Origin of the sequence: Providencia huaxiensis (assembly GCF_002843235.3) — a bacterium.
GTDB classification, from domain to species: domain Bacteria; phylum Pseudomonadota; class Gammaproteobacteria; order Enterobacterales; family Enterobacteriaceae; genus Providencia; species Providencia huaxiensis.
In genome coordinates, this window is record NZ_CP031123.2 from 2323624 (window position 1) to 2344458 (window position 20835).

Annotated in this window: 14 protein-coding genes and 1 pseudogene; 5 read left to right on the forward strand and 10 right to left on the reverse strand. The window is 41.3% G+C overall.

Annotation, left to right across the window (positions count from 1 at the left end):
- Window positions 1-8: 8 nt before the first annotated feature.
- On the reverse strand, window positions 9-164 hold the full coding sequence (locus tag CYG50_RS12445) for a SymE family type I addiction module toxin (protein ID WP_102137481.1): 156 nt from the start codon (window positions 162-164) through the stop codon (window positions 9-11).
- 91 nt (window positions 165-255) lie between these two features.
- On the opposite strand from CYG50_RS12445, the pseudogene CYG50_RS23510 reads away from it, so the two are divergent.
- Window positions 256-768: pseudogene (locus CYG50_RS23510) on the forward strand (hemagglutinin repeat-containing protein); the annotation flags it as partial.
- A gap of 11 nt (window positions 769-779) precedes the next feature.
- Here CYG50_RS23510 and CYG50_RS12455 read toward each other — a convergent pair.
- The 3 genes from CYG50_RS12455 to CYG50_RS12465 all read right to left on the reverse strand — a co-directional run bounded on the left by CYG50_RS12455 (window position 780) and on the right by CYG50_RS12465 (window position 7118).
- A complete protein-coding gene (locus CYG50_RS12455) occupies window positions 780-4058 on the reverse strand; it encodes a type I restriction endonuclease subunit R (protein ID WP_102137480.1) in 3279 nt (1092 codons plus the stop codon).
- 122 nt (window positions 4059-4180) lie between these two features.
- Window positions 4181-5524 (reverse strand): restriction endonuclease subunit S, encoded by a 1344-nt coding sequence (locus CYG50_RS12460; RefSeq protein WP_102137479.1) that lies wholly within the window; start codon window positions 5522-5524, stop codon window positions 4181-4183.
- Complete coding sequence (locus CYG50_RS12465; RefSeq protein WP_102137478.1) at window positions 5514-7118, reverse strand: class I SAM-dependent DNA methyltransferase; 1605 nt, start codon at window positions 7116-7118, stop codon at window positions 5514-5516. The genes CYG50_RS12460 and CYG50_RS12465 overlap by 11 nt, the downstream gene beginning before the upstream one ends.
- A 351-nt stretch (window positions 7119-7469) precedes the next feature.
- Here CYG50_RS12465 and CYG50_RS12470 point away from each other — a divergent pair, with 351 nt between their 5' ends.
- The gene (locus tag CYG50_RS12470; protein ID WP_102137477.1) at window positions 7470-9443 is read left to right on the forward strand and encodes a TonB-dependent receptor domain-containing protein; all 1974 of its coding nucleotides are present in this window, start codon (window positions 7470-7472) and stop codon (window positions 9441-9443) included.
- A 14-nt stretch (window positions 9444-9457) separates the two neighbouring features.
- The gene (locus CYG50_RS12475; protein ID WP_166267914.1) at window positions 9458-10261 is read left to right on the forward strand and encodes a DUF4198 domain-containing protein; all 804 of its coding nucleotides are present in this window, start codon (window positions 9458-9460) and stop codon (window positions 10259-10261) included.
- Window positions 10262-10481: 220 nt separating this feature from the next.
- On the opposite strand, the gene CYG50_RS12480 is transcribed toward CYG50_RS12475, so the two are convergent.
- The 6 genes from CYG50_RS12480 to galE all read right to left on the reverse strand — a co-directional run bounded on the left by CYG50_RS12480 (window position 10482) and on the right by galE (window position 17934).
- Window positions 10482-12113, reverse strand: a complete 1632-nt coding sequence (locus tag CYG50_RS12480; protein ID WP_102137475.1) for a sodium/sugar symporter — start codon at window positions 12111-12113, stop codon at window positions 10482-10484.
- Between the two features lie 262 nt (window positions 12114-12375).
- Window positions 12376-13380, reverse strand: coding sequence for a substrate-binding domain-containing protein (locus CYG50_RS12485; RefSeq protein ID WP_102137474.1), 1005 nt, complete (start codon window positions 13378-13380; stop codon window positions 12376-12378).
- 153 nt (window positions 13381-13533) lie between these two features.
- The gene (galM, locus tag CYG50_RS12490; protein ID WP_102137473.1) at window positions 13534-14574 is read right to left on the reverse strand and encodes a galactose-1-epimerase; all 1041 of its coding nucleotides are present in this window, start codon (window positions 14572-14574) and stop codon (window positions 13534-13536) included.
- 34 nt (window positions 14575-14608) lie between these two features.
- Window positions 14609-15763, reverse strand: coding sequence for a galactokinase (gene galK, locus CYG50_RS12495; RefSeq protein ID WP_102137472.1), 1155 nt, complete (start codon window positions 15761-15763; stop codon window positions 14609-14611).
- Window positions 15764-15843: 80 nt separating this feature from the next.
- Window positions 15844-16896 (reverse strand): UDP-glucose--hexose-1-phosphate uridylyltransferase, encoded by a 1053-nt coding sequence (locus CYG50_RS12500; protein WP_102137471.1) that lies wholly within the window; start codon window positions 16894-16896, stop codon window positions 15844-15846.
- Window positions 16897-16908: 12 nt separating this feature from the next.
- The gene (galE, locus tag CYG50_RS12505) at window positions 16909-17934 is read right to left on the reverse strand and encodes a UDP-glucose 4-epimerase GalE (RefSeq protein WP_102137470.1); all 1026 of its coding nucleotides are present in this window, start codon (window positions 17932-17934) and stop codon (window positions 16909-16911) included.
- Between the two features lie 494 nt (window positions 17935-18428).
- Here galE and CYG50_RS12510 point away from each other — a divergent pair, with 494 nt between their 5' ends.
- Entirely contained in the window at window positions 18429-19142 is a 714-nt protein-coding gene (locus CYG50_RS12510; RefSeq protein WP_102137469.1) for an IclR family transcriptional regulator, read from the forward strand.
- 64 nt (window positions 19143-19206) lie between these two features.
- Window positions 19207-20835: an OPT/YSL family transporter gene (locus CYG50_RS12515; RefSeq protein WP_102137468.1), complete on the forward strand. Its 1629-nt coding sequence runs from the start codon at window positions 19207-19209 to the stop codon at window positions 20833-20835.

Here is a 20835-nt window from a genome sequence, read left to right on the forward strand (position 1 = left end):
TAAATATCTTACTCGTTCTCAACCAGCTGGATAATCAACTGTCCGGCTTGGTGGGAGAGGCTGTAGTGACTGCCCACCTCAAACCCCAACTCATTCAGCCACTTACCGCTTAAGGTGAGTTGCGGGCTGGGGGTGGGTTTACCGCGGTTGGGGGCGTAACCCACTGTATATTTTCTGGTTTTACCCCTCCCTTCTTCTTTAGCTGTCTAACTTTTTGCCTTACAACTGCGCACTAATGCCAATCGTCGAAAAGCAAAAGGCGGCTTTGATGTCAACGTCAAAGAGCACACTCAGCTTGATGGTGCGGTGATTGCCTCAACAGCGGATAAAGACAAAAATCGCCTTGATACCGGTACGTTGGGCTGGAAAGATATCGACAACAAAGCCGACTTTACCGCCGAGCACACGGGCGGTTCGATTGGCACCGGTGGCCCAATTGGCGGTCAACTTCTCACCAATACCGCAGGAGGATTATTATCCAATGCCAATAACAGCGGCCATGCGGAAGGCACCACACAATCAGCAGTCAGTGAAGGCTCCGTGATTGTTCGCGATGAAAACAAGCAAAAACAGGATGTTAACGAGCTCAATCGCGATACCGAGCACGCCAATGACGGCAGCATCAACCCGATATTCGATAAAGAGAAAGAACAAAACCGCTTAAAACAATCCCAGTTGATTGGCGAAATCGGCAATCAGACCATGGATATCATTCGTACCGAAGGCGATATTGCAGGTCTGAAAGCGCAGAAAGACCCCGATGCGCTAGCGGTCGCCAATCACCCCAGCTGATATTTTTTAAAATTCTCGGCTTGTTCCAGCACACTTTTATATACCTCGTCATTGGCCACTGGTGGGAAGCCATAACGGTGCAATAATAAAATCAGGTCAACTTTCAGCTTCGCTTTAATATCGTCCCGGTTGCTCCAATCAGGGTATTGCGTGCTGTCATCGACAATCAGCTTCATATCTTTAGCAAGCGCCAACATTTTGGCGTCATCGTAGGTAAAATCGTATTTCTGGCACATGTGCTGTAAAATATCGAGGAAAGCTTTTTCTTCCATATCGATACCAATGCCTTTAAATGACATCATTTCGGCTTTGATGTCACAAATCATCGTCGCCATTTGTTCAGTGAAATCGTCGAACTCTTCACCATTGAGCACATCATTCTCTTTGCGTTGGTTATATTGCTCGACTAAAGCTTGAAAACGCTTGGAAAAGTTGATCCCTTGGAGTTGATTGACCTTTTGAAAATCACTAATGGCTTTTTGTAGCATCTTTTGTAGCAGCTGCATTTTTGTGTTTGGCAGCTTGATTTTATTGATACGAGCCATGTATTCATCATCAAAAATATCAATGGTCTCCGCTTTGTCATCACCCAACGTGAAAATCTCTTCCACACCTTCGGATTTAAGGGCCTCGGCTATCATCTCTCGCACTTTTTGGTTCATTTGCGCTGTATCCGGTGCGTCCCCTTTCGTTAATTTGTAAACGATGGAGCGTACCGCGAGATAAAAATGAATGTGTTCCCGTTCATCTTGAGTAATATCTTCACTGCCCACACAGACATCATAAGCGGCTTTCAACCGCTTCACTAACCCCATAAAACGCAGTTCAACTTTCTTGGTTTGCAGGATAAATTCAGCCGCTCGATTAAGGCAGTCTAGCTGTCGTGTTGGCGAACCTGAAAAGTAATCATCGCTATCAAATTTATGGAATATTTGCGCCAATAAGTTCAAGTGATTACGCACTTCAACGATAGATTGCTGAATATCTTCGAAATTAGACTTATCCGCTTTCGAATACATGGCCAACGCCATATTCATGCGACTTTTAATACCAATATAATCAACCACTAACCCCTTTTCTTTCTCTTCAAAACGGCGATTCACGCGGGAAATGGTTTGAATAAGATTATGCTTTTGTAATGGCTTATCGATGTAAATAGTATCCAGCTCTGGCACGTCAAAACCGGTCAGCCACATATCAACCACAATGGCTATTTTGAAGTTGGATTTCGGGTTCTTAAATTGTTTATCTAACTCTCTGCGGTAATCTTTCGTTCCCAGCAAATTGTACATGGCCTCATGGTCATCTTTTCCACGAGTCATCACCATATTGACCATCGGCAGGCGCATCAATTCGCTTTTCTCTTGCTCAGTGAGTTCAGCACCCTCTATTGCCAGTTTCGCCTCAAACCACTCTGGCCGTTGTAACTTCAGGCTCTGATAAAATGCATAGGCAATATCACGGCTAGCGCAAACCACCATCGCTTTGCCTTTGATGGTCGAGCCTTCTTCAACACGTTTTTCATAATGTTGCGCAAAATCCTTCGCTAGCGCATCAATACGGTCAGGATCCCCTAAAATGGAGTTCATATTCGCTGTAGCTTTTTTGCTTTCTTCTATCTGATATTCGCTGGTGCCTTGCGCTTCACACTCTTGGTAATAGCGTTCGATTTCTTCTAATTTGCTGTTATCAAGGGCGATTTTAGCTGCACGCCCTTCGTACACAATGCGCACAGTAATTTCATCATTCACCGATTCGGTCATGGTGTAGCTATCGATAGTTTCACCGAATACATCTAAGGTGGCGTCGATAGGCGTTCCCGTAAAACCAACGTAAGTGGCATTCGGCAGTGAATCATGCAGATATTTAGCAAAACCATAGGTCTTTTTAACCGTGCCGTCTTCTTGGTTAATACTGATTTTTTGGTCGAGGTTAATTTGGCTGCGGTGAGCTTCATCAGAGATACAGATAATATTACTGCGCTCAGAAAGCAGTTGAATATCTTCTGTGAATTTATGAATGGTGGTGAGGAATACCCCGCCACTGGCACGCCCTGCTAACTTGTCGCGTAGATCTTGTCGGCTGGTGACCGGTACAATAATTTCATCGCCAATAAAGGCTTTTGCATTGCAAAACTGTTTGGCGAGTTGTTCATCAAGATCGGTTCGGTCGGTGATTAAAATAATGGTTGGGCTAGCGAAATCGACGCTTTTCATCAATAAGCGCGCTAAAAATTGCATGGTGTAGCTTTTACCACAACCAGTCGCACCAAAGTAGGTGCCCCCTTTACCGCTACCCCCGATGTTTTCACCGCCCGAGTTTATCTGCTTACGCTCTTTTTCGATGTTGTAAAACAGCTTACGAGCCGCATAATACTGAGGATAACGACAACATACTTTCACTTCGTGCTTGCTGGTATCAGGAAAGAAAATAAAATTTTTCAATACATCCAATAAACGAACGGGATGAAATAGCCCTTCGATCAGGGTATATAGGCCATTGATACCTTGTTTTTCCGTTGATTCGTTACCGCTGATTTTGCGCCATGCGTAGTAGAATTCATAAGGGGCAAATAGGTTACCCATTTTGTTATTCACGCCATCACTAAGAATACACAAGGCGTTATAAACAAACAGCTTAGGAATATCGCGGCTATAGCGAACGCAAAGCTGTGTCCATGCGTCAAATAGGGTAGCTTCTTCACCTCGCACCGCTGATTTAAATTCAAAGACCACCAGCGGTAAACCATTGACGTATAAAATTGCATCAGGGATGCGCAGTTGGACTCCCCCATCACGGGCTTGCCCTTCGATTTCGAGCTGGTTAACTAACCGATAGCGGTTATTATCTGCCTCCGATACGATATCTTCCCCGGCAAATAATTTAACCAATTGAGCAGGCAATGTTTGGGTATCGAGCAGTTCGATATACAGGTCTTTTTGCTTGCGGTCTTCGCGTTTGAGTAAAAAACCATTACTGAGCCAATGGCAAAAAGTTTTATTACTTTGGTAGAGGTCGCTGGCTGGTAAAGATTGTAATTGCAGAACAATCGTGGTGATTTCACTTTCAGTGATGCCATCAGCTTGATATTGGTTAGCAAGGTACTGACGTAAGTCGTCCACTATCAACACTTCGCTATTGTCTTTGCGTGGAATTGTGTTGCCGACATAATGCGGATAGCAGGTTTTTCCTGCATTGTTTGCATGTTGTCCTAGCAGTTCAATAATTGCCTGTTCCAATTTGGCTTCGGTGAAGATATGGCTCATGTCAGTAGCTTCTTGTCTGTTTTATAAATTGTTTTTTATCGTGTTTTTTAATTAAGCTAGTTTAATTGATTAGATAACAAAAACCGCTGCACAATAAGAAAAATGTGAAGCGGTCGAATAAATTAGATGAGTGTTTCTTCTGGAATGCCTATTTTGATATCGTCTAAAGACAGCTCGCCGGAGATCAGTTTAGGGAGGAGAGTGTCACGGAGATGCTCAAGAATAATATTTTGCTTTCTCATCTGAATGATTTTTTGGAAACTATCATTTGTTTTGTCATTGAATAGTTCCCTTATAGATTGTGGAGCAGTAATTAACGGCATTGCAAGAATATCTTTTGCACTTATATTCGGCTGAGCACTTCCTTGCGCTGTATTAACAATATAAGACTCGGTAATCTTTCTATTGAGAATACAATATAAATAAGCAGTACTTTCATCAATAGCCTCAAACTTTGCAACGCGTTGATTTAAATAATACGGTTCTTGATTTTCAGTGACAAGAAAACCAAATTTACCAACGGTTGCACCTGTCATAGCCATTAATAAATCTCCATCTTTAAGGCTAAAACGTTTAGCTTTCTCAGCTAATGAAATATCAATTCGTTGAATGTCACATATATCGACACTTTTATCATTACCGATATTTTTAATTTTTATGACACCGAATCCAGAATTTTGGAACTCGTTACTCTTAAAAGCAAAACCACTCAAAATATCAGTTACATCACTCAAATTACCGAGTTCCCATCCACTTGGCACCCATCCCCCAAGCCCTAACGTAGACTCTGTACATTCTTCAAAAGCATTAGGAAATAACTGACGAATATCTTCTGATAACGGCTTAAAATCATCACTTTCACGTACAGTTTTACGCAATTCAGCCCGACGCAGTAATTCTTCTGAAAAGGCTAAATCCTGCTCAAAAAAACCAGCATCTAGTGCATTATCGATAACAGGATCAAAATCCACAAACCATGATTTAAATAGGGCTTGCGCCATTTGCTCTAGGGTTGAATTAATTTGAGAATTAATATCTATCTTGTCATCGAGATCACCTAATAACTGAGCTATTGCCCTCTCATTATTAATACCTAATTCATTTACCAACAATGAGCTTAAATGATTTCGGTTCAGTGTGGGAACACCAGATCCAACATTAAATATAGAAAAATCAATGCTTCGCATTAAGTAATACACATACCGTGGGTCATGCCCCTTGAAATCTTTAATCCATAATGTGGTATTTAAAGGCCAAAATGGCTCCTTAATATACTGACCGCCACCAATGCTGCCACTTCGACCAATTACTACTCCAGGGGCTTCAACTTTAGCTATATTGTGATATCCACCAATACCTGTAGATGCAACAACAGGTATTGTTCCTTCTAACCTATCCCCCTTGGGAAGATCAAACCCTCTTTGTAAGGTAATAAATTCATTAAGCGGTACTTGTTTAATACCCATACCCCAACGCCTCCATATTTTTACGGATAGCTTTATCAAGCTCTGCCGCTTCATCCATCTGGCGATAAAGAGTTTGGGTTAGTTCCTGCATCTTGGTTTCAAACGACACACCGTCATCTTCAACTTCCGCAGCACCGACATAGCGCCCCGGTGTGAGTACAAAATCATTGGCCTTGATATCGTCAAGGGAGGCAACTTTGCAAAAACCGGCTTGGTCTTGATACTGCTCAATACTGATTTCATTGGCTACAACACGACGTTTCAGTTCACTTTCACTACTGCGCCATGCATGGAAGGTATCAGCGATAGTGGCGATATCCTCACCTGTAAGTTCTTTTTGGGTACGGCTGATCATCGTGCCAATATTACGCGCATCGATAAACAAGGTTTCCCCTTGGCGGTCACGATAACCATATTTGGCGCTCGCGTGTTTACTTTTACTGATAAACCACAAACAAACGGGGATTTGCGTGGTAAAAAAGAGCTGACCGGGCAAAGCTATCATGCACTCAATACGGTCATCTTCGATGAGTTTTTGGCGAATTTCGCCCTCACCACTGGTATTCGAGCTCATCGAACCATTGGCTAACACAAAGCCCGCAACCCCGTCTTCACTGAGCTTAGATAACATATGCAAAATCCACGCATAGTTAGCATTGCCCGTCGGTGGGGTACGGAAACCCGCAAAACGTGGGTCGTTGGTCAGCTCGGCTTCATTACGCCAATCTTTTAAGTTAAACGGCGGGTTCGCCATAATAAAGTCGGCTTTTAAGTCAGGGTGTTGGTCTGCGAAAAAAGTATCCGCTGGGCGTTCCCCTAAATTGCCCGTCAGCCCCCTCACCGCCAAGTTCATTTTCGCCAGTTTATAGGTGGTGCTGGTCAGCTCCTGCCCATAAATCGCAATATCTTTGCTTTTCCCTTGGTGGCTTTCCACAAATTTCAACGACTGCACAAACATACCGCCTGAGCCGCAGCACGGGTCATACACTTTGCCTTGGTAAGGCTCTAACATTTCAGCAAGTAGGGTTACTACCGATTTTGGGGTATAGAACTCGCCCCCGCCTTTACCTTCGCTCGCAGCAAAGCGCCCTAAAAAATACTCATAAACACGGCCGACGAGATCTTCTTCCCCTACCCCACACTCCGTGGCAAGGGTATCGATGTTTTCAATGCTGTCGATAAGTGAGGCGAGCCTTTTCGGTTCAAGCCCTTGACGAGAAAAATAGTTATCCGGCAATGCGCCTGTCAGTGATGCGTTGCTTTTTTCAATGGTGGATAACGCAGTATCAATAATCACCGCGATATCATCTTGTTTCGCACGCTCTTGCACATAAGACCAGCGGGACTGTTGCGGCAAAAAGAAAACGTTATCTTGTTGATAGAAAACATCCATATCAACAAAGGCTTCCTGACCATTTTTGATTAATTCGCTACGTTTGGCTTCGAATTTGTCACTAATAAATTTCAGGAACACCAAACTGAGTACCACATGCTTATACTCAGAGGATTCAACGCTACCACGCAGTTGATTAGCGGTATCCCAAAGGGTTTCTTCAAAGCCTTTGGTTGGTTTTTTCGCGGGTGATTTTGCCATGTCGATAGATTCTCTTTTCTTATCAGTTATTATCGGAGAGCACTGAGTTAGTGTTGATTGTTTTTACGCCAGCTGCCGATAATGTATACAAAATAGGTATGAAGAAGATTATCTCATAAAATCAGATGGGTTTGGGCGGCTACCGCTGAAATTCTTTTTGAAACATTCGCTTTAATGTCCAATGAGATCTTACCCATAATTAGCTGATACACAACAAAATTAGAGAATTAGCGTGGTATCGGCAGCAAAATCCAAAATAATAATTTCAAAATAATTAGAGAGAAAAACTTGAAGTTATATTGTTATGTTATAACATAACTTTCACGTATCGGATCTATATTGGGTTTATTAATGAGAACAACAGCATTAGCAACTTTTTTTATTTTATTTCTAGGGAACCATAATTCGAGTTTTGCCGTTTCTACTGCAAAAGACTCAACAATTACTGTCACAGCAACAGGTATAGAAACGGAACAATTTGAAGCACCTTCCATCGTTAATGTAGTACACAACAATACGGCATTAACTTATACCTCAATGACTGCAGGGGGACTGTTAAAAGGGATCGCGGGGCTCAGTGAAGTTGGCGTAGGTCGTACTAATGGGCAAACATTTAACTTACGGGGTTATAACAAAAATGGGGTTTTAGTTCTGGTTGATGGTGTGAAACAGGACACTGGAATGGATAAGGGAAGTGCGACATTTGTCGACCCATTTTTAATCCAAAAAGTTGAGGTTGTCAGGGGACCTATGTCAAGTTTGTATGGTAGCGGTGGACTTGGGGGAGTCATTGATTATCGTACTGTAAATGCAAAAGATTTTCTGAATGGTAACGAAAAATATAGCTTTCGCGTATTTACCGCAGGGGCAACAGGGGACCATAGCTATGGGACAGGTGTGATGGCATATGGGCGAACAGCACAATTTGATGGTTTGCTTTCGCTGAGTCAACGCCAGCGAGGTAATATTTATCAAGGAGATGGATACTCCGCACCAAATGATGAGGGAAATAATAGTTTGTTTGCCAAAGGTGAATATGCGATTGACGAAAACCAAAGTATAAGCGGCAGCATCAAACACTATAGTAGTAAATCAAAAGAACCCGGAAACCCAACAGTCACTAGTCCCAGTGTTGATAATTCAGAATACTATCACCGCAATACTACTCAGCGTGATATACAAATGAATTATCATTTTAACCCTACTTATTCAGGCTTAATTGATTTGAATACACGGCTTTATTCTTCTGAAGTGGATGTTCATTCAACACCTGCGGGACAAAAAAGTAAACACCGCAATAGTACAAGTTATGGAACAAAAATAACGAATACGAGTGTGATCCAATCGCCGTTATTTGGTCAACAAATTATTGTAGGTGGCGAATTTTATCATCAAAAGCACCAACCTTCAGGTGCTGAAACCGTCTACCCTGATGGGAAAATCAATTTTTACTCAGGGCTAATCCAAGATGAGATTACATTACGTGATTTACCAATGACTTTTATCATTGGTACTCGTTATGACCATTATCAAAGTAGCAATTCAAAATATGGTGATTTAACTGCTAGCAACTACTCGCCAAAAGCCGCAATTGTATTAAATCCAACCGATTGGCTGATGCTATTTGGTTCCGCATCCTCAGCCTTTCGGGCGCCCACAATGGAAGAAATGTATCGTGATGGATTACATTTTTATTCACGAGGGAAACCTAATTATTGGGTACCAAATCCAAACTTAAAGCCTGAAACTAATAATTCACAAGAGATTGGGGTAGGACTGACATTTGATTCTATTTTCTCTGATGGAGATAACATCGAACTGAAAGGCAGCTACTTTAATACCCATGCGAAAAATTATATAGCAACGCATGTCGATAGAAAAAAGGGAATTACCTATGCAAATAATGTCGCGTTAGCAAAAATTTGGGGATGGGATATCCAATCAAGTTATGAACATCGTGATTTCAAATTAGGCCTATCCTATAACCATACTGAAGGAATTGATGCAAATAATCGTGAATGGTTAGGAAATTTAAGTCCTGATACGGTGGTCACTTCTCTAGAAATACCCACATCACTCAGTGGAGTATCCGTCGGTTGGCGAGGCACTTTTGTCGCCCCAGCTCGCCATGTGAAAACAGGCACAGACACTCAAGCAGGCTATGTTTTAAATACATTTTCTGTGGATTATCAACCTCTCGAAAATCTAAAAGGCGTAACAGCTGCGTTAGTTTTAGATAATGCATTAAATAAGCAAGCGAATTCAATTCAAGGTGCTCCTATTGCGGGCCGCTCTGTTAATGTTTTTGTTAGTTACCAATGGTAAATAGGAATACTGAAATGAAAAACCAATTAATTACGATTAGTTTATCCACATTGTTGATGACATCTATAGCGTCCGCTCATGATGTTTGGCTCACTGCTAAGCCAATAAGCGACCGTATTATTGCTGAGATTGGCTATGGCCATGATTTCCCGTCGAAAGGACGTTTACCTAATCGACAGGATTACTTTGTATTACCGCAAATAACGACAGAACAAGGAAGTGAACCATTAGAAAGTACAGGAGCAGATTATGTTTATGAATATAAGCAAAATCTAAAGAATGCCGATAATTTCATTATATCAACAAATATGAAACCGATGTTTTGGTCTAGAACTAAGAAGGGGTGGCGGCCATTAAATAAGCAACAAGCAGAACAAGCGAGCTATTGCCAGTTTAGCGTTAAATTCGCTAAAACGATAGTGAGTGACGGTAATATCAAATTAGATAGTTATATCTTTAAACCAATAGGGCAAGAATTAGAAATAGTTCCAATTAATAATATTTTTTCTAAAAATGAGCAGGTAGATTTATTTCAGGTTTTTTACCGTGGTAAGCCACTTAGTTATAGTCAAGTTGAAATAGATTCTGCTGAGTATATTAAAAATAGTCATAACCATAGTCATACCGCTAATAACGAATCAAAGCACCCGCCACATACAGCGGAATATTCAGTGACGAGTAATAATAATGGCATTATTTCCGTTAAACATTTACCTGCCGGTGAATGGATGTTGTTAACTAAGTATAAGCAACCATTTGAAAATAGTGAGCAATGTGATGAAAGTGTGGCGGTAGCAACGTTGTCATTTAAACGTTAATCGCAATCTTTTTACTGCTCTGAAAGCTTTCTCATAGATAAAATTGAATTATAGGTGAGATAGCTTTTTCTCGTGGGGTTCGGGGCAATAGATAGCTAGTCTGATTTCAGTGTTTATGATAAGCCATTATTGCGCTTAACAAACGCAAAAAAATAAGGCGGGAATTACCTTTCCCGCCTTATGCTATCATTTTACTTATCAGCTTGTTCGATGTATTTCGTTACCAGAACAGTGCATATAAAACACACAAGATAACCATAATTGCGTATGACGCAATATTGAAACCTTTCGACGTTTTAAACGTTTCGGACGTTAGGATAATTGCACCCTCACAGTCATCGTCTTTTGCCGTTGTCAGGCTAATTAAGCCAATCACAACCGCAGTAAAGAAGAAGGTGTACATCATTTGGTCTAGGAATGGCATACCTAACGGCATCAGTTTTAAGAATAATGCAAACGGAATTGAGAGCAGCACACCGATGATCGCCCCTTTCGCATTAGTTTTCTTCCAAAACAAACCTAATAAGAATACGGCTAAGATACCTGGGCTAACTAACCCCGTATATTCCTGAATATATTGGAAAGCTTGTCCAATGTTACCCAGTAATGGGGCGATAAAGCATGCAACGATTAACGCAACGACTGCACTAATCCGCCCGACATTCACTAATTTATGATCCGCGGTTGATGGAGCAATGTATTCTTTGTAGATATCCATGGTGAAAATAGTTGCCACTGAGTTCAACATGGAAGCTAAAGAAGAGACGATAGCCGCAGCTAATGCCGCAAACACGACCCCTTTAGCGCCTACTGGTAAGAACTGAGTTAACCATGGGTAAGCTTTGTCCGCTTGGGCCAGTGTTGGTATATGTTCTTGTGCCATCGTTCCTAATCCCGCCAGTAATGCAGGGTCAGAAACAATCACAAATGCCGCAATACCCGGTACGACAACAAGGATTGGGACAATGAGTTTAAGAAATGCGGCAAAAACCAAGCCTTTTTGCGCTTCATTAATAGACTTAGCGGCTAATGCGCGTTGAATAATATATTGGTTAAAGCCCCAGTAATATAAATTGGCAACCCATAAACCACCAATTAACACTGCAATACCGGGTAAATTACTAAACTGTGGGTTGTCTTGGCTTAAAATCATTTCAAAATGCGCGGGTGCTTCACTTGCCATACGGCTCATACCTGCGAATAACCCCGCATCACCGCCAATATAGCTTACCGCCATTATTGTGGTTAAAAAGCCGCCTAAAATTAAGAAGAAAACTTGTACAACATCCGTCCACGCAACCGCAGACAGCCCGCCATAAAGAGAGTAAATCACTGCAAATAATGCTAAGCCGAAAATAGCATAATGCATTGGGATACCTAGGATTGTTTGTAGTGCTAACGACCCTAAATAAAGAACTGAAGTTAAATTAACAAAGATAAATAATGCCAGCCAGAACACGGCTAAGATCGTTTTTAACGTTTTATTGAAACGTTTTTCAACAAACTCTGGAATAGTAAAAATGCCTTTATCAATAAACACTGGCATAAAGTATTTTGCGACAATAATCAGTGTTAGTGCTGCCATCCATTCATAGGACGCGATAGCCAAACCTATTGAAAAGCCAGAGCCCGACATACCAATAAACTGCTCTGCTGAGATATTTGCCGCAATCAATGAAGAACCAATTGCCCACCAAGGTAATGTTTTTCCTGCTAGAAAATAGTCTTTTGTACCTTTCTTTTGCCCTTTTTTATCTCGAGAAACCCAAAGACCAACACTAATAATGACAAGCACATACAGAATGAATATTCCGTAATCTAATGTGCTTAACCCAACCCCTTCAGTTTGCATAGTCAAATTCCTTCGCCAAGTGATAACAAAGCAAGTGTAAACGTTACCACAAAATATCACCGTTAAATGAATCACATATTTTCACAATATCATCTAAAATATTAACTTAGTAAGCTAAATAGCCGGAATCAATACAAAAAATCACCGAGAAGTAGAGAGGAAGTGGCGAGAACAAACCTGTTTTATAATAAATTCGTGAAGTTCATCAAATACAAATGAAAACGTTTACATTTTTTTCGTCATTCTATGGACTATAAAATAATTAGGCGTGCAAAGGCCTAACTGAATTACGTTGAACCAATGTCGGAGAATAAATCAAACTTTCACCTGTCGTTTTTTCCCCTCTTGCTAAAGAGAGCGCTAGTTGAGTGGCTTTTTCTGCCATCATTTGGATAGGATAACGAATAGTTGTCAAGCGTGGATGGATATAGCGGGCAATCAACACATCATCAAAACCAATGACTGAGACCTGTTCTGGTGAGTGAATTTCATTTTCATCTAATACCGCGATGGCTCCCGCAGCCATAAAGTCGTTGTAACCCACGACCGCTGTGATTTCGAGTGATTTTATCAGCAAGTTAGTCATCGCTTGCTCCCCGCCTTCTCCATAAGGCGTACCATATTCAATATAACTATCAGACAGTTGAATGCCATTATTTTTTAACGCATCTCGATAACCCTGTAAACGCTGCACGGCATCCTCAATTTGGTGATTTGAAGAAATGTACGCAATTTTAGTATGTCCATGTCGAATGAGATGTTCTGTCGCTAAATAGGCTCCCTTATAGTTATTTAATGAAATACAACGGTTTGCAATTTCATCAATATGGCGGTTTATTAGTACCATACTTGGGACTTCTTTCGCATATTGCAGCAGTTCCGCATCATCAAGGGCTTTCGAGTGGATCACCAGAGCATCACAGCGGTTGTTGATCAACAGCTCAATAGATTGGCGCTCTTCCTTGGCATTGTGGTAACCATTACAAATCAGAATATGTTTACCGTTTTTATGCGCTACGCCATCAACGGCTTTGACCATAACGCCAAAAAAAGGGTCGGAAACATCGTTAACTAACACCCCAATGGTATTTGAACTTTGGTTCACAAGAGCACGAGCAGCGGCATTGGGGCGATAACCCAGCTTATTCATTGCACTCTTTACTGAGACAATAGAAGCTTGACTCGCCTTCGGTGATTGGTTAATCACTCGAGAAACAGTTGCAACCGAAACACCTGCTTCTTTTGCCACATCTTTGATTGTCGCCATCGTATACCTCTACAATTAGGATGGCTTATTAAACAATGCGCTAGAATTAAAAACAATGGCATAACGCATATTAAAATTATTTAAATTAAAATAATGGGTTTATGGTGCAAAAAAGAAAACACCGCTTAAATGCGGTGTTAATGATATATAGATTTAGAAAATAAATTGATAACAGGTTTCACTGCAATAAATTTGATTAGGCTGTGAAATTGGGCTGTATCGCTCTCCCCATTCAGGGTGATTAACGGCATCGGGTGGAAACTGCGTTTCAAATGCCACACCGGAAAAAGGCGTATACAATTTGGTTTTACCTGGCACTGAAACTAAATAATTCCCTGTATAAAGCTGCATGGTGGGCATCGTTGTAAAAATATTCATCTTTACGTCTCCCTCAGGAGCACTCAACGATGCCACTGATTTGCGCCCATCGATACAGGCTGAATCAAGCACAAAAGTGTGGTCATAGCCCCCAGCCGCAACTTGGTCACTATCTTGTAGAAAATCACGACCAATGAGTTTGCTTTGGCGAAAATCAAAATAACTCCCCGTAACATCACGCCAATCTCCACTCGGGATCCCTGCTTTATCTGTAGGTAAATAATAATCGCCGTGTATAGTAAGAGCGTGATCTAACACCGTTTTTTCGCTACCTTCCCCCGCCAAATTAAAGTAAGTGTGGTTGGTTAAGTTTACAGGACAGGCCTTCGTGGTTTGGTGTTTATAACGGATAATCACTTGATTTTCATCCGTTAATTCATAACTCACCTCAACCTTTAATTCCCCGGGGAAACCTTGGTCACCATCCGGTGAGGTGAGTGAAAAAATAACCTGTTGAGCACTCAGTTGCGAAACCGCCCAAATCCGATAACTAAAATTATCTTTCCCACCATGTAAGCAATGCGCTCCTTGATTGGCTGATACTGAATAATTTTCACCGTGAATGGAAAAACGTGCATTTGCGATACGGTTAGCCACACGCCCTACTGTTGCGCCCAAGTACACGTCCTGCTCTGTGTGTTTATCCACATTCGGTGAGCCTAAAACGACATCCCGTTTTCCACTCGCTAGCGGCAAAATGCAACTCATCCAACTTGCCCCTAGACTTGTCAGGGTAATTTCCATTCCATTTTTATTGGTCAACGCGATGACTTTGGGCGTACCTAATGTCGGGTCTTTCTCTTGAGTAAACGGCATTTTATCTCAACTTTTTCAATATATTAGTTTAGTTTTAACGCACTACACTCGCGCCTGAACTTGGTTGGCAAACATAAATATCGGCTTGCAAACCTGTCGCTTTCTGATATTGCGCTTCTACTGCGTCAATCACAGGCTGCACACATTGTTGCTGCATTAATGCCACCACACAACCACCAAAGCCTCCGCCTGTCATTCGCACCCCACCTTGAGCACCTAAAACGGACTTAACGATATCCACTAAAGTATCAATTTCTTGAACTGTAATTTCAAAATCATCACGCATAGAAATATGTGATTGCGCCATTAGCTCGCTTAGCTGCAATAAGTCATTCTGTGTCAATGCTTTTGCTGCCGCTAAAGTACGTTCGTTTTCACTGATCACGTGTTTAGCTCGCTTGGCAACGATAGGGGATAATTGATGTTGCTTCTGCAAAAACTCATCAAAAGTGACATCGCGTAACGCTTTCACCCCAAACAAATTAGCGGCTTCTTCGCATTGTTGGCGACGCGTATTGTATTCACTTCCAACCAAGCCGCGTTGTTTATTTGAATTAATTATCATCACAACTAAGTCATCAGGTATGGAAATAGGAAATAGTGCCAAACTGCGGCAATCAATCAATAGAGCATGGCCTTCATCACCACACGCTGAAATAAGTTGGTCCATAATGCCGCAGTTACAACCGACAAATTGGTTCTCAGCTTGTTGGCCATTAAGTGCGATATCTTGTTGACTAATATCTAATTGATACAATGTTTTCAGTGTTTGCCCAATCACGACTTCGAGTGAGGCAGAAGAACTTAAACCAGCCCCCTGTGGTACATTTCCACTCACAGCAATATCGCAACCGTTAAATGAAAACCCGCGTTGTAACAGAAACTTCACGACACCGCGAATATAGTTTGCCCACATTTTTTCAGGCAAAAATGCAATTTCGCTATCCAAACTGAATTCATCGCACTCATTATGGTAGTCAGCCGCAACGACTCGGATTATACGATCATCACGTTTTGACGCTGCGGTCATCGTTTGGTAGTCAATGGCACAAGGTAAAACAAAACCATCATTGTAGTCCGTATGTTCACCGATAATATTCACGCGCCCTGGGGCTTGAACATAAACTTCAGGTTGATAGCCAAAGGTTTTTTCAAACGACGTGGCAACAATTTGCTTTAACGTTTCCATTTTTAATTATCCTTAATGCATAATTTGCTTAACCCAGCAAACAGCTAAGTTAATTGTAATTTGATAAATTATTTAGCGGTTTAGCTTTGCTTATAATGGCAGTCACTCACATCACGCAAACGTTGTGCAGCTTGTTCTGGTGTGAGGTCTCGCTGGGTTTCCGCTAACATTTCATACCCCACCATGAATTTTTTTACTGTCGCTGAGCGCAATAATGGTGGATAAAACAAGGCATGTAATTGCCAATGTTCAATGCCTTGGCTTTCATTCATAAAAGGCGCAAAGTGCCATCCCATTGAATATGGGAAAGAACAGTGAAATAGATTATCGTAACGACTTGTGAGTTTTTTTAGCGCAACAGCAAGGTCTGCGCGAATGGCTTCACTCATTTCATCCATACGGCGAATATGTCGTTTCGGTAATAGCATGGTTTCAAATGGCCAAGCCGCCCAATAAGGGACAAGTGCAATCCACTCTTCAGTTTCGACAACAATCCGTGAGCCATCTTGTTGTTCAGCTTTAATGTAATCAATCAATAAATTACGGCCATGGCGTTGATAATATTGCGCAAGAAAATGGTCCTTGCGTGCAATTTCATTTGGTAAAAAATCACTCGCCCAAATTTGTCCATGAGGATGAGGTTGAGAGCACCCCATTATTTCCCCTTTATTTTCAAAAACCTGAACCCAAGCATAATGCTCACTTAACTCAGCGATTTGTTGCTGCCATGTTTCGACAACGCCTTCAATTTCAGATACAGACAGCTCTGGCAGTGTTTTACTGTGGTCAGGTGAAAAACAGATCACCCGGCTAACGCCACTCACCGATTGTGATTGAAATAACTCAGATGAGTTATCAGGTTGGGCGCAGGGTTGTGCTAATAACGCACCATGGTCATTTTGGAAGACATAAGTCCCTTGGTAGTTAGGATTCACTTCCCCAGAAACCCGTGTATTACCAGGGCAAAGGAAGCAATGCTCATCATATTGAGGTAAATTCTCTATTGATGGCTTTTCATCTTTACCACTCCACGGCCGTTTTGCTCGATGAGGAGACACCAGCACCCACTGCCCCGTTAATGGGTTATAGCGACGATGAGGGCAATCAGAAGGGTTAAATGGCATTGTATTCATATTATTTATCTCCTAAACCTCATAACCATTGGGATTTTTTGATTGCCAACGCCAGCTGTCAGCCGCCATATCCTCTAAGGTTCGCTCCGCTTGCCATCCGAGTTCGCGGTACGCTTTTTCCGGTGTGGACCAGTATTCTGCGATATCCCCAGCACGACGGGGTTCAATCACATAAGGGATGGCTTTTCCAACTGCTTTTTCAAATGCATGTAACATTTGCAAAACACTGGTGCCGTTACCCGTGCCTAGATTGTAGCAATGTAATCCAGCTTGATTTCCAACCCCTTGCAGGGCGGCAACATGGCCATCTGCTAAATCCATGACATGAATGTAATCACGAACCCCCGTTCCATCTACCGTAGGGTAATCGTTTCCATAAATCACCAGTTTTTCTCTTTTTCCCACCGCAACTTGGGTAATATAAGGCGTTAAGTTATTTGGGATCCCTTGCGGGTCTTCTCCCATCAAACCCGATGGATGGGCACCAACAGGGTTAAAGTAGCGTAATAATGTTAATGACCATGACGGGTCTGAGTGAAATACATCAGATAAACAACGCTCAACCATGTATTTACTCGTGCCGTAAGGGCTTTGTGTATTACCCGTTGGAAACGTTTCAGTGATAGGTAAACAACTGGGTTCGCCATATACCGTGGCTGACGAACTAAAAATCAAACTTTTCACGTTCGCTTTTTGCATACAGCGCATTAATACCAATGTTCCATTAAAATTAACATCATAGTATTTAAGGGGGTTTTCTACTGATTCTCCAACCGCTTTTAGCCCTGCAAAATGAATAACTGAATGAAATTGATGAGAAGAAAAAACAGATGCTAGTTGTTGCTCGTTGCGGACATCACATTGATAAAACACCGGACGTACACCGGTTAATGCCTCAAGACGATTAAGCACTTCTCGCTTTGCATTACACAAATTATCAATAATAACTGGCGATAGCCCAGCCTTTATTAATTGAACACAAGTATGACTACCGATATATCCAAGCCCGCCTGTAACGAGTATTTCAACCTGTTGCATCTCTTTTCCCCCAATACAGCCTAAATTACATTCTGTCTTCCAACGTGTCATTGCTACGGAGTATAACAACGAGTTGGGATAAGATTCTGTGATCAATCTCGACTTAGTGTAAACGTTTACACAAAATTATAAAATAGCCTATTTCTCACATAAAATGAACCGCATCAGGAAAAGATCATTCAAGCTAAACAAATTCTCCTGTTCTCACCAATAACTTATTTATCTATTTGCGTCCTTTCCATTGTTTCGCTAACAGGAACAGCTAAAAACCAAAAAAAATAGATTAATTTCAAATAATTACAGCAAAACCAAGAAAAAAAGATAAATAATAAGAACTGTTTTAGTGACCAACTTAACACGGATGCAACAAATCATTTACTTTGCATATTGTTTCATCTAAATATGTTTGTATTACAAAGCGGCACACTGTTCCTGCATCAGGAACAAAAATATAACAATAGTGCTAAGTCAATTGATTATAAACAGGGGAAGCTATGAATAACCGACTACAATCTGCTGGATTCGTATTAACCTTGTTAGATTGCTTTTCAATCAACAAGCCCATATGGGGAGTGCGTGAGTTAGCTCGTCATCTTGATAAGAGCCCTTCCGTCATACAGCGGGGTTTTAATATTTTAGAAGAGCAAGGTTTCTTACAAAAAAATAAGAATAAAGAATATTTATTAGGCTTGCGGTGTATTGAAATCGGTCATTTAGCCAATAACACACGCCATTTTTCACAATTAGCGAGTGACTACCTACGCCCTCTCGCTGATAAAACACATGAAACCATATTTATTTATCGCCGTTACAATGATATCGCTATTTGTAATTTCATTTTAGAAAGTGACCATCTTATCCGCTTTACATCTAAAGAAGGAGAAGCGTTGAGCTTACATGAAGCCCCATTTACACAAATAATTTTAAGCTCAATGGATATTTCTTATATTGATGAATATATTTCTAAACATAATTTGCAAAATAACACCTTATTAAGAAAGCAATTAAGTCTCTATGCTGAAGAAGGATATGCATATTCAAAAGAAGCTTATTTAGCAGGAACACAAGGGTTATCCGTTCCTATATTTTCTTTTGAAAAAGGAGTATTAGGCTCGTTATGCATTGCAGCATCAAGCCAAAGTAAAAATTTAACCGAGTATTACCCATTATTAAAATCCACAGCCAGTAAATTATCTGCCATATTTTAAACCTATGGTGAAATTAATAAAATAAAAAGCAGTTATTAATTATTAAAATAAAATAGGTAACTCTATGAATATATCTCATGATAAAAATGATACTGAGGTACGTGTATCTATTTTTTCTCCGGCACTACTCATCGCAATAATTATATTATCTTTTGTTGGTGCTATTATTGGCATTCAGATTATTGTCACACTAGGCATCTCCGCAAACACATCAATTATCGGAGCTGTTCTCGCCATTTTATTGTCTCGTGTCCCGCTTTCTATTTTCGCATCATTTAAATTTATAGATGCACAAAATTTAATTCAAACCAGCATCTCTGCAGCAACCTTTGCTGCAGCAAATGGGTTAATGGTTGCCATCGGTGTACCTTGGGTGTTGGGTATGCCTGAATTAATTTATCCGATGATGGCTGGGGCTTTCGTTGCGATTATCATTGATGGCACGATTTTATATGGTTTGTTTAATACCCGCGCCTATCCTGCCAGTGCTTCTTGGCCTGCTGGTGTTGCCACCGCAGAAACTTTATGGGCAGGAAATAAAGGTGGAAAGCGTCTTGGCGCATTGCTGACAGGCTTTGCTGCTGGAGCCATCGGTGCAGGTTTTGGTATCCCAATGGCATCCGCAGGGATCGCGTTGATTGGCAGTATTTTCGCGTTATTCATGTTTGCTGTTGGACTACTTATTCGTGGTTTTTCTGAGTCAGGGCTAATTACTTATAATTTATATGAAAACTATGTCCCACATGGTGTGATGATTGGTGCAGGTATCGTCGCCTTAATCCAAATCGGAGCCATTGTATTTCGCAACAAGAAAGATAGTCAGCAACAAAACGAGGAGAGTGATGAATTACGCCAAAGTAGCAAACGTATCAAGTCAACCTTAATCAAAGGGGCAATTTTCTACTTTTTAACCGCGTTAGCACTCACATTTATTAGCCAAATATTTGCCACTATGACATTGCTGCAACTTATTGGATTCCTCATTTTTGCGACCTTAGCCGCTTTAATCCAAGAGATGATTGTGGGTATGGCTGCAATGCATTCTGGCTGGTTTCCTGCAACTGCAGCAGCTCTTATCTCATTGATGATTGGCATTTTACTGGGGTTCCCTCCTGAAGCATTAGCTGTTTTAGTCGGTTTTTGTGCCGCGACAGGCCCTGCTTTTGCCGATATGGGTTTTGACCTAAAAACGGGGTTTATGATCCGCGGTTATGGTAAAAACCAATCTGCAGAACATTATGGAAGAAAACAACAATATTTTGCCGCTATTATCGGTTTTTTCTGCGCCTTGGTGGTGGTTGCGCTTACCTACGATTTTTATTTCGAACAAGACAAAATCGTTCCTGCATCAAGGCTTTATGCTGCTACTATCCAAGCAGGAAGCTCCTCAAATGTGGCGATGATGTTGCTATTGTGGGCCATACCGGGAGCCATCATTCAGTTGATTGGCGGTGCTAAAAATCAGATTGGCGTACTCTTCTCAACTGGCTTAATGATTAACTATCCTATTGCAGGTTGGACTGTTCTTACCGCACTCGCAGTTCGAATTATCATTGAGCGTTTCTTCAATATCAGTTCCGATAAAATTTCAACTTTCGCTGGTGGGCTTATTGCCGGCGATGCTCTTTACTCCACGGCTAAAGCTTTCCTGCCAACCCTCAAAGCGAAGCTACTTTCCTTCTGGGCTAAATAA

Coding starts and splice junctions, on each gene's coding strand:
- CYG50_RS12475 (WP_166267914.1), top strand. CDS start 9,458: ATGAAAAACCAATTAATTACGATTAGTTTATCCACATTGTTGATGACA.
- CYG50_RS12465 (WP_102137478.1), bottom strand. CDS start 7,118: ATGGCAAAATCACCCGCGAAAAAACCAACCAAAGGCTTTGAAGAAACC.
- galK (WP_102137472.1), bottom strand. CDS start 15,763: ATGGAAACGTTAAAGCAAATTGTTGCCACGTCGTTTGAAAAAACCTTT.
- CYG50_RS12455 (WP_102137480.1), bottom strand. CDS start 4,058: ATGAGCCATATCTTCACCGAAGCCAAATTGGAACAGGCAATTATTGAA.
- CYG50_RS12480 (WP_102137475.1), bottom strand. CDS start 12,113: ATGCAAACTGAAGGGGTTGGGTTAAGCACATTAGATTACGGAATATTC.
- CYG50_RS12510 (WP_102137469.1), top strand. CDS start 18,429: ATGAATAACCGACTACAATCTGCTGGATTCGTATTAACCTTGTTAGAT.
- CYG50_RS12500 (WP_102137471.1), bottom strand. CDS start 16,896: ATGAATACAATGCCATTTAACCCTTCTGATTGCCCTCATCGTCGCTAT.
- galE (WP_102137470.1), bottom strand. CDS start 17,934: ATGCAACAGGTTGAAATACTCGTTACAGGCGGGCTTGGATATATCGGT.
- galM (WP_102137473.1), bottom strand. CDS start 14,574: ATGCCGTTTACTCAAGAGAAAGACCCGACATTAGGTACGCCCAAAGTC.
- CYG50_RS12470 (WP_102137477.1), top strand. CDS start 7,470: ATGAGAACAACAGCATTAGCAACTTTTTTTATTTTATTTCTAGGGAAC.
- CYG50_RS12460 (WP_102137479.1), bottom strand. CDS start 5,524: ATGGGTATTAAACAAGTACCGCTTAATGAATTTATTACCTTACAAAGA.
- CYG50_RS12485 (WP_102137474.1), bottom strand. CDS start 13,380: ATGGCGACAATCAAAGATGTGGCAAAAGAAGCAGGTGTTTCGGTTGCA.
- CYG50_RS12515 (WP_102137468.1), top strand. CDS start 19,207: ATGAATATATCTCATGATAAAAATGATACTGAGGTACGTGTATCTATT.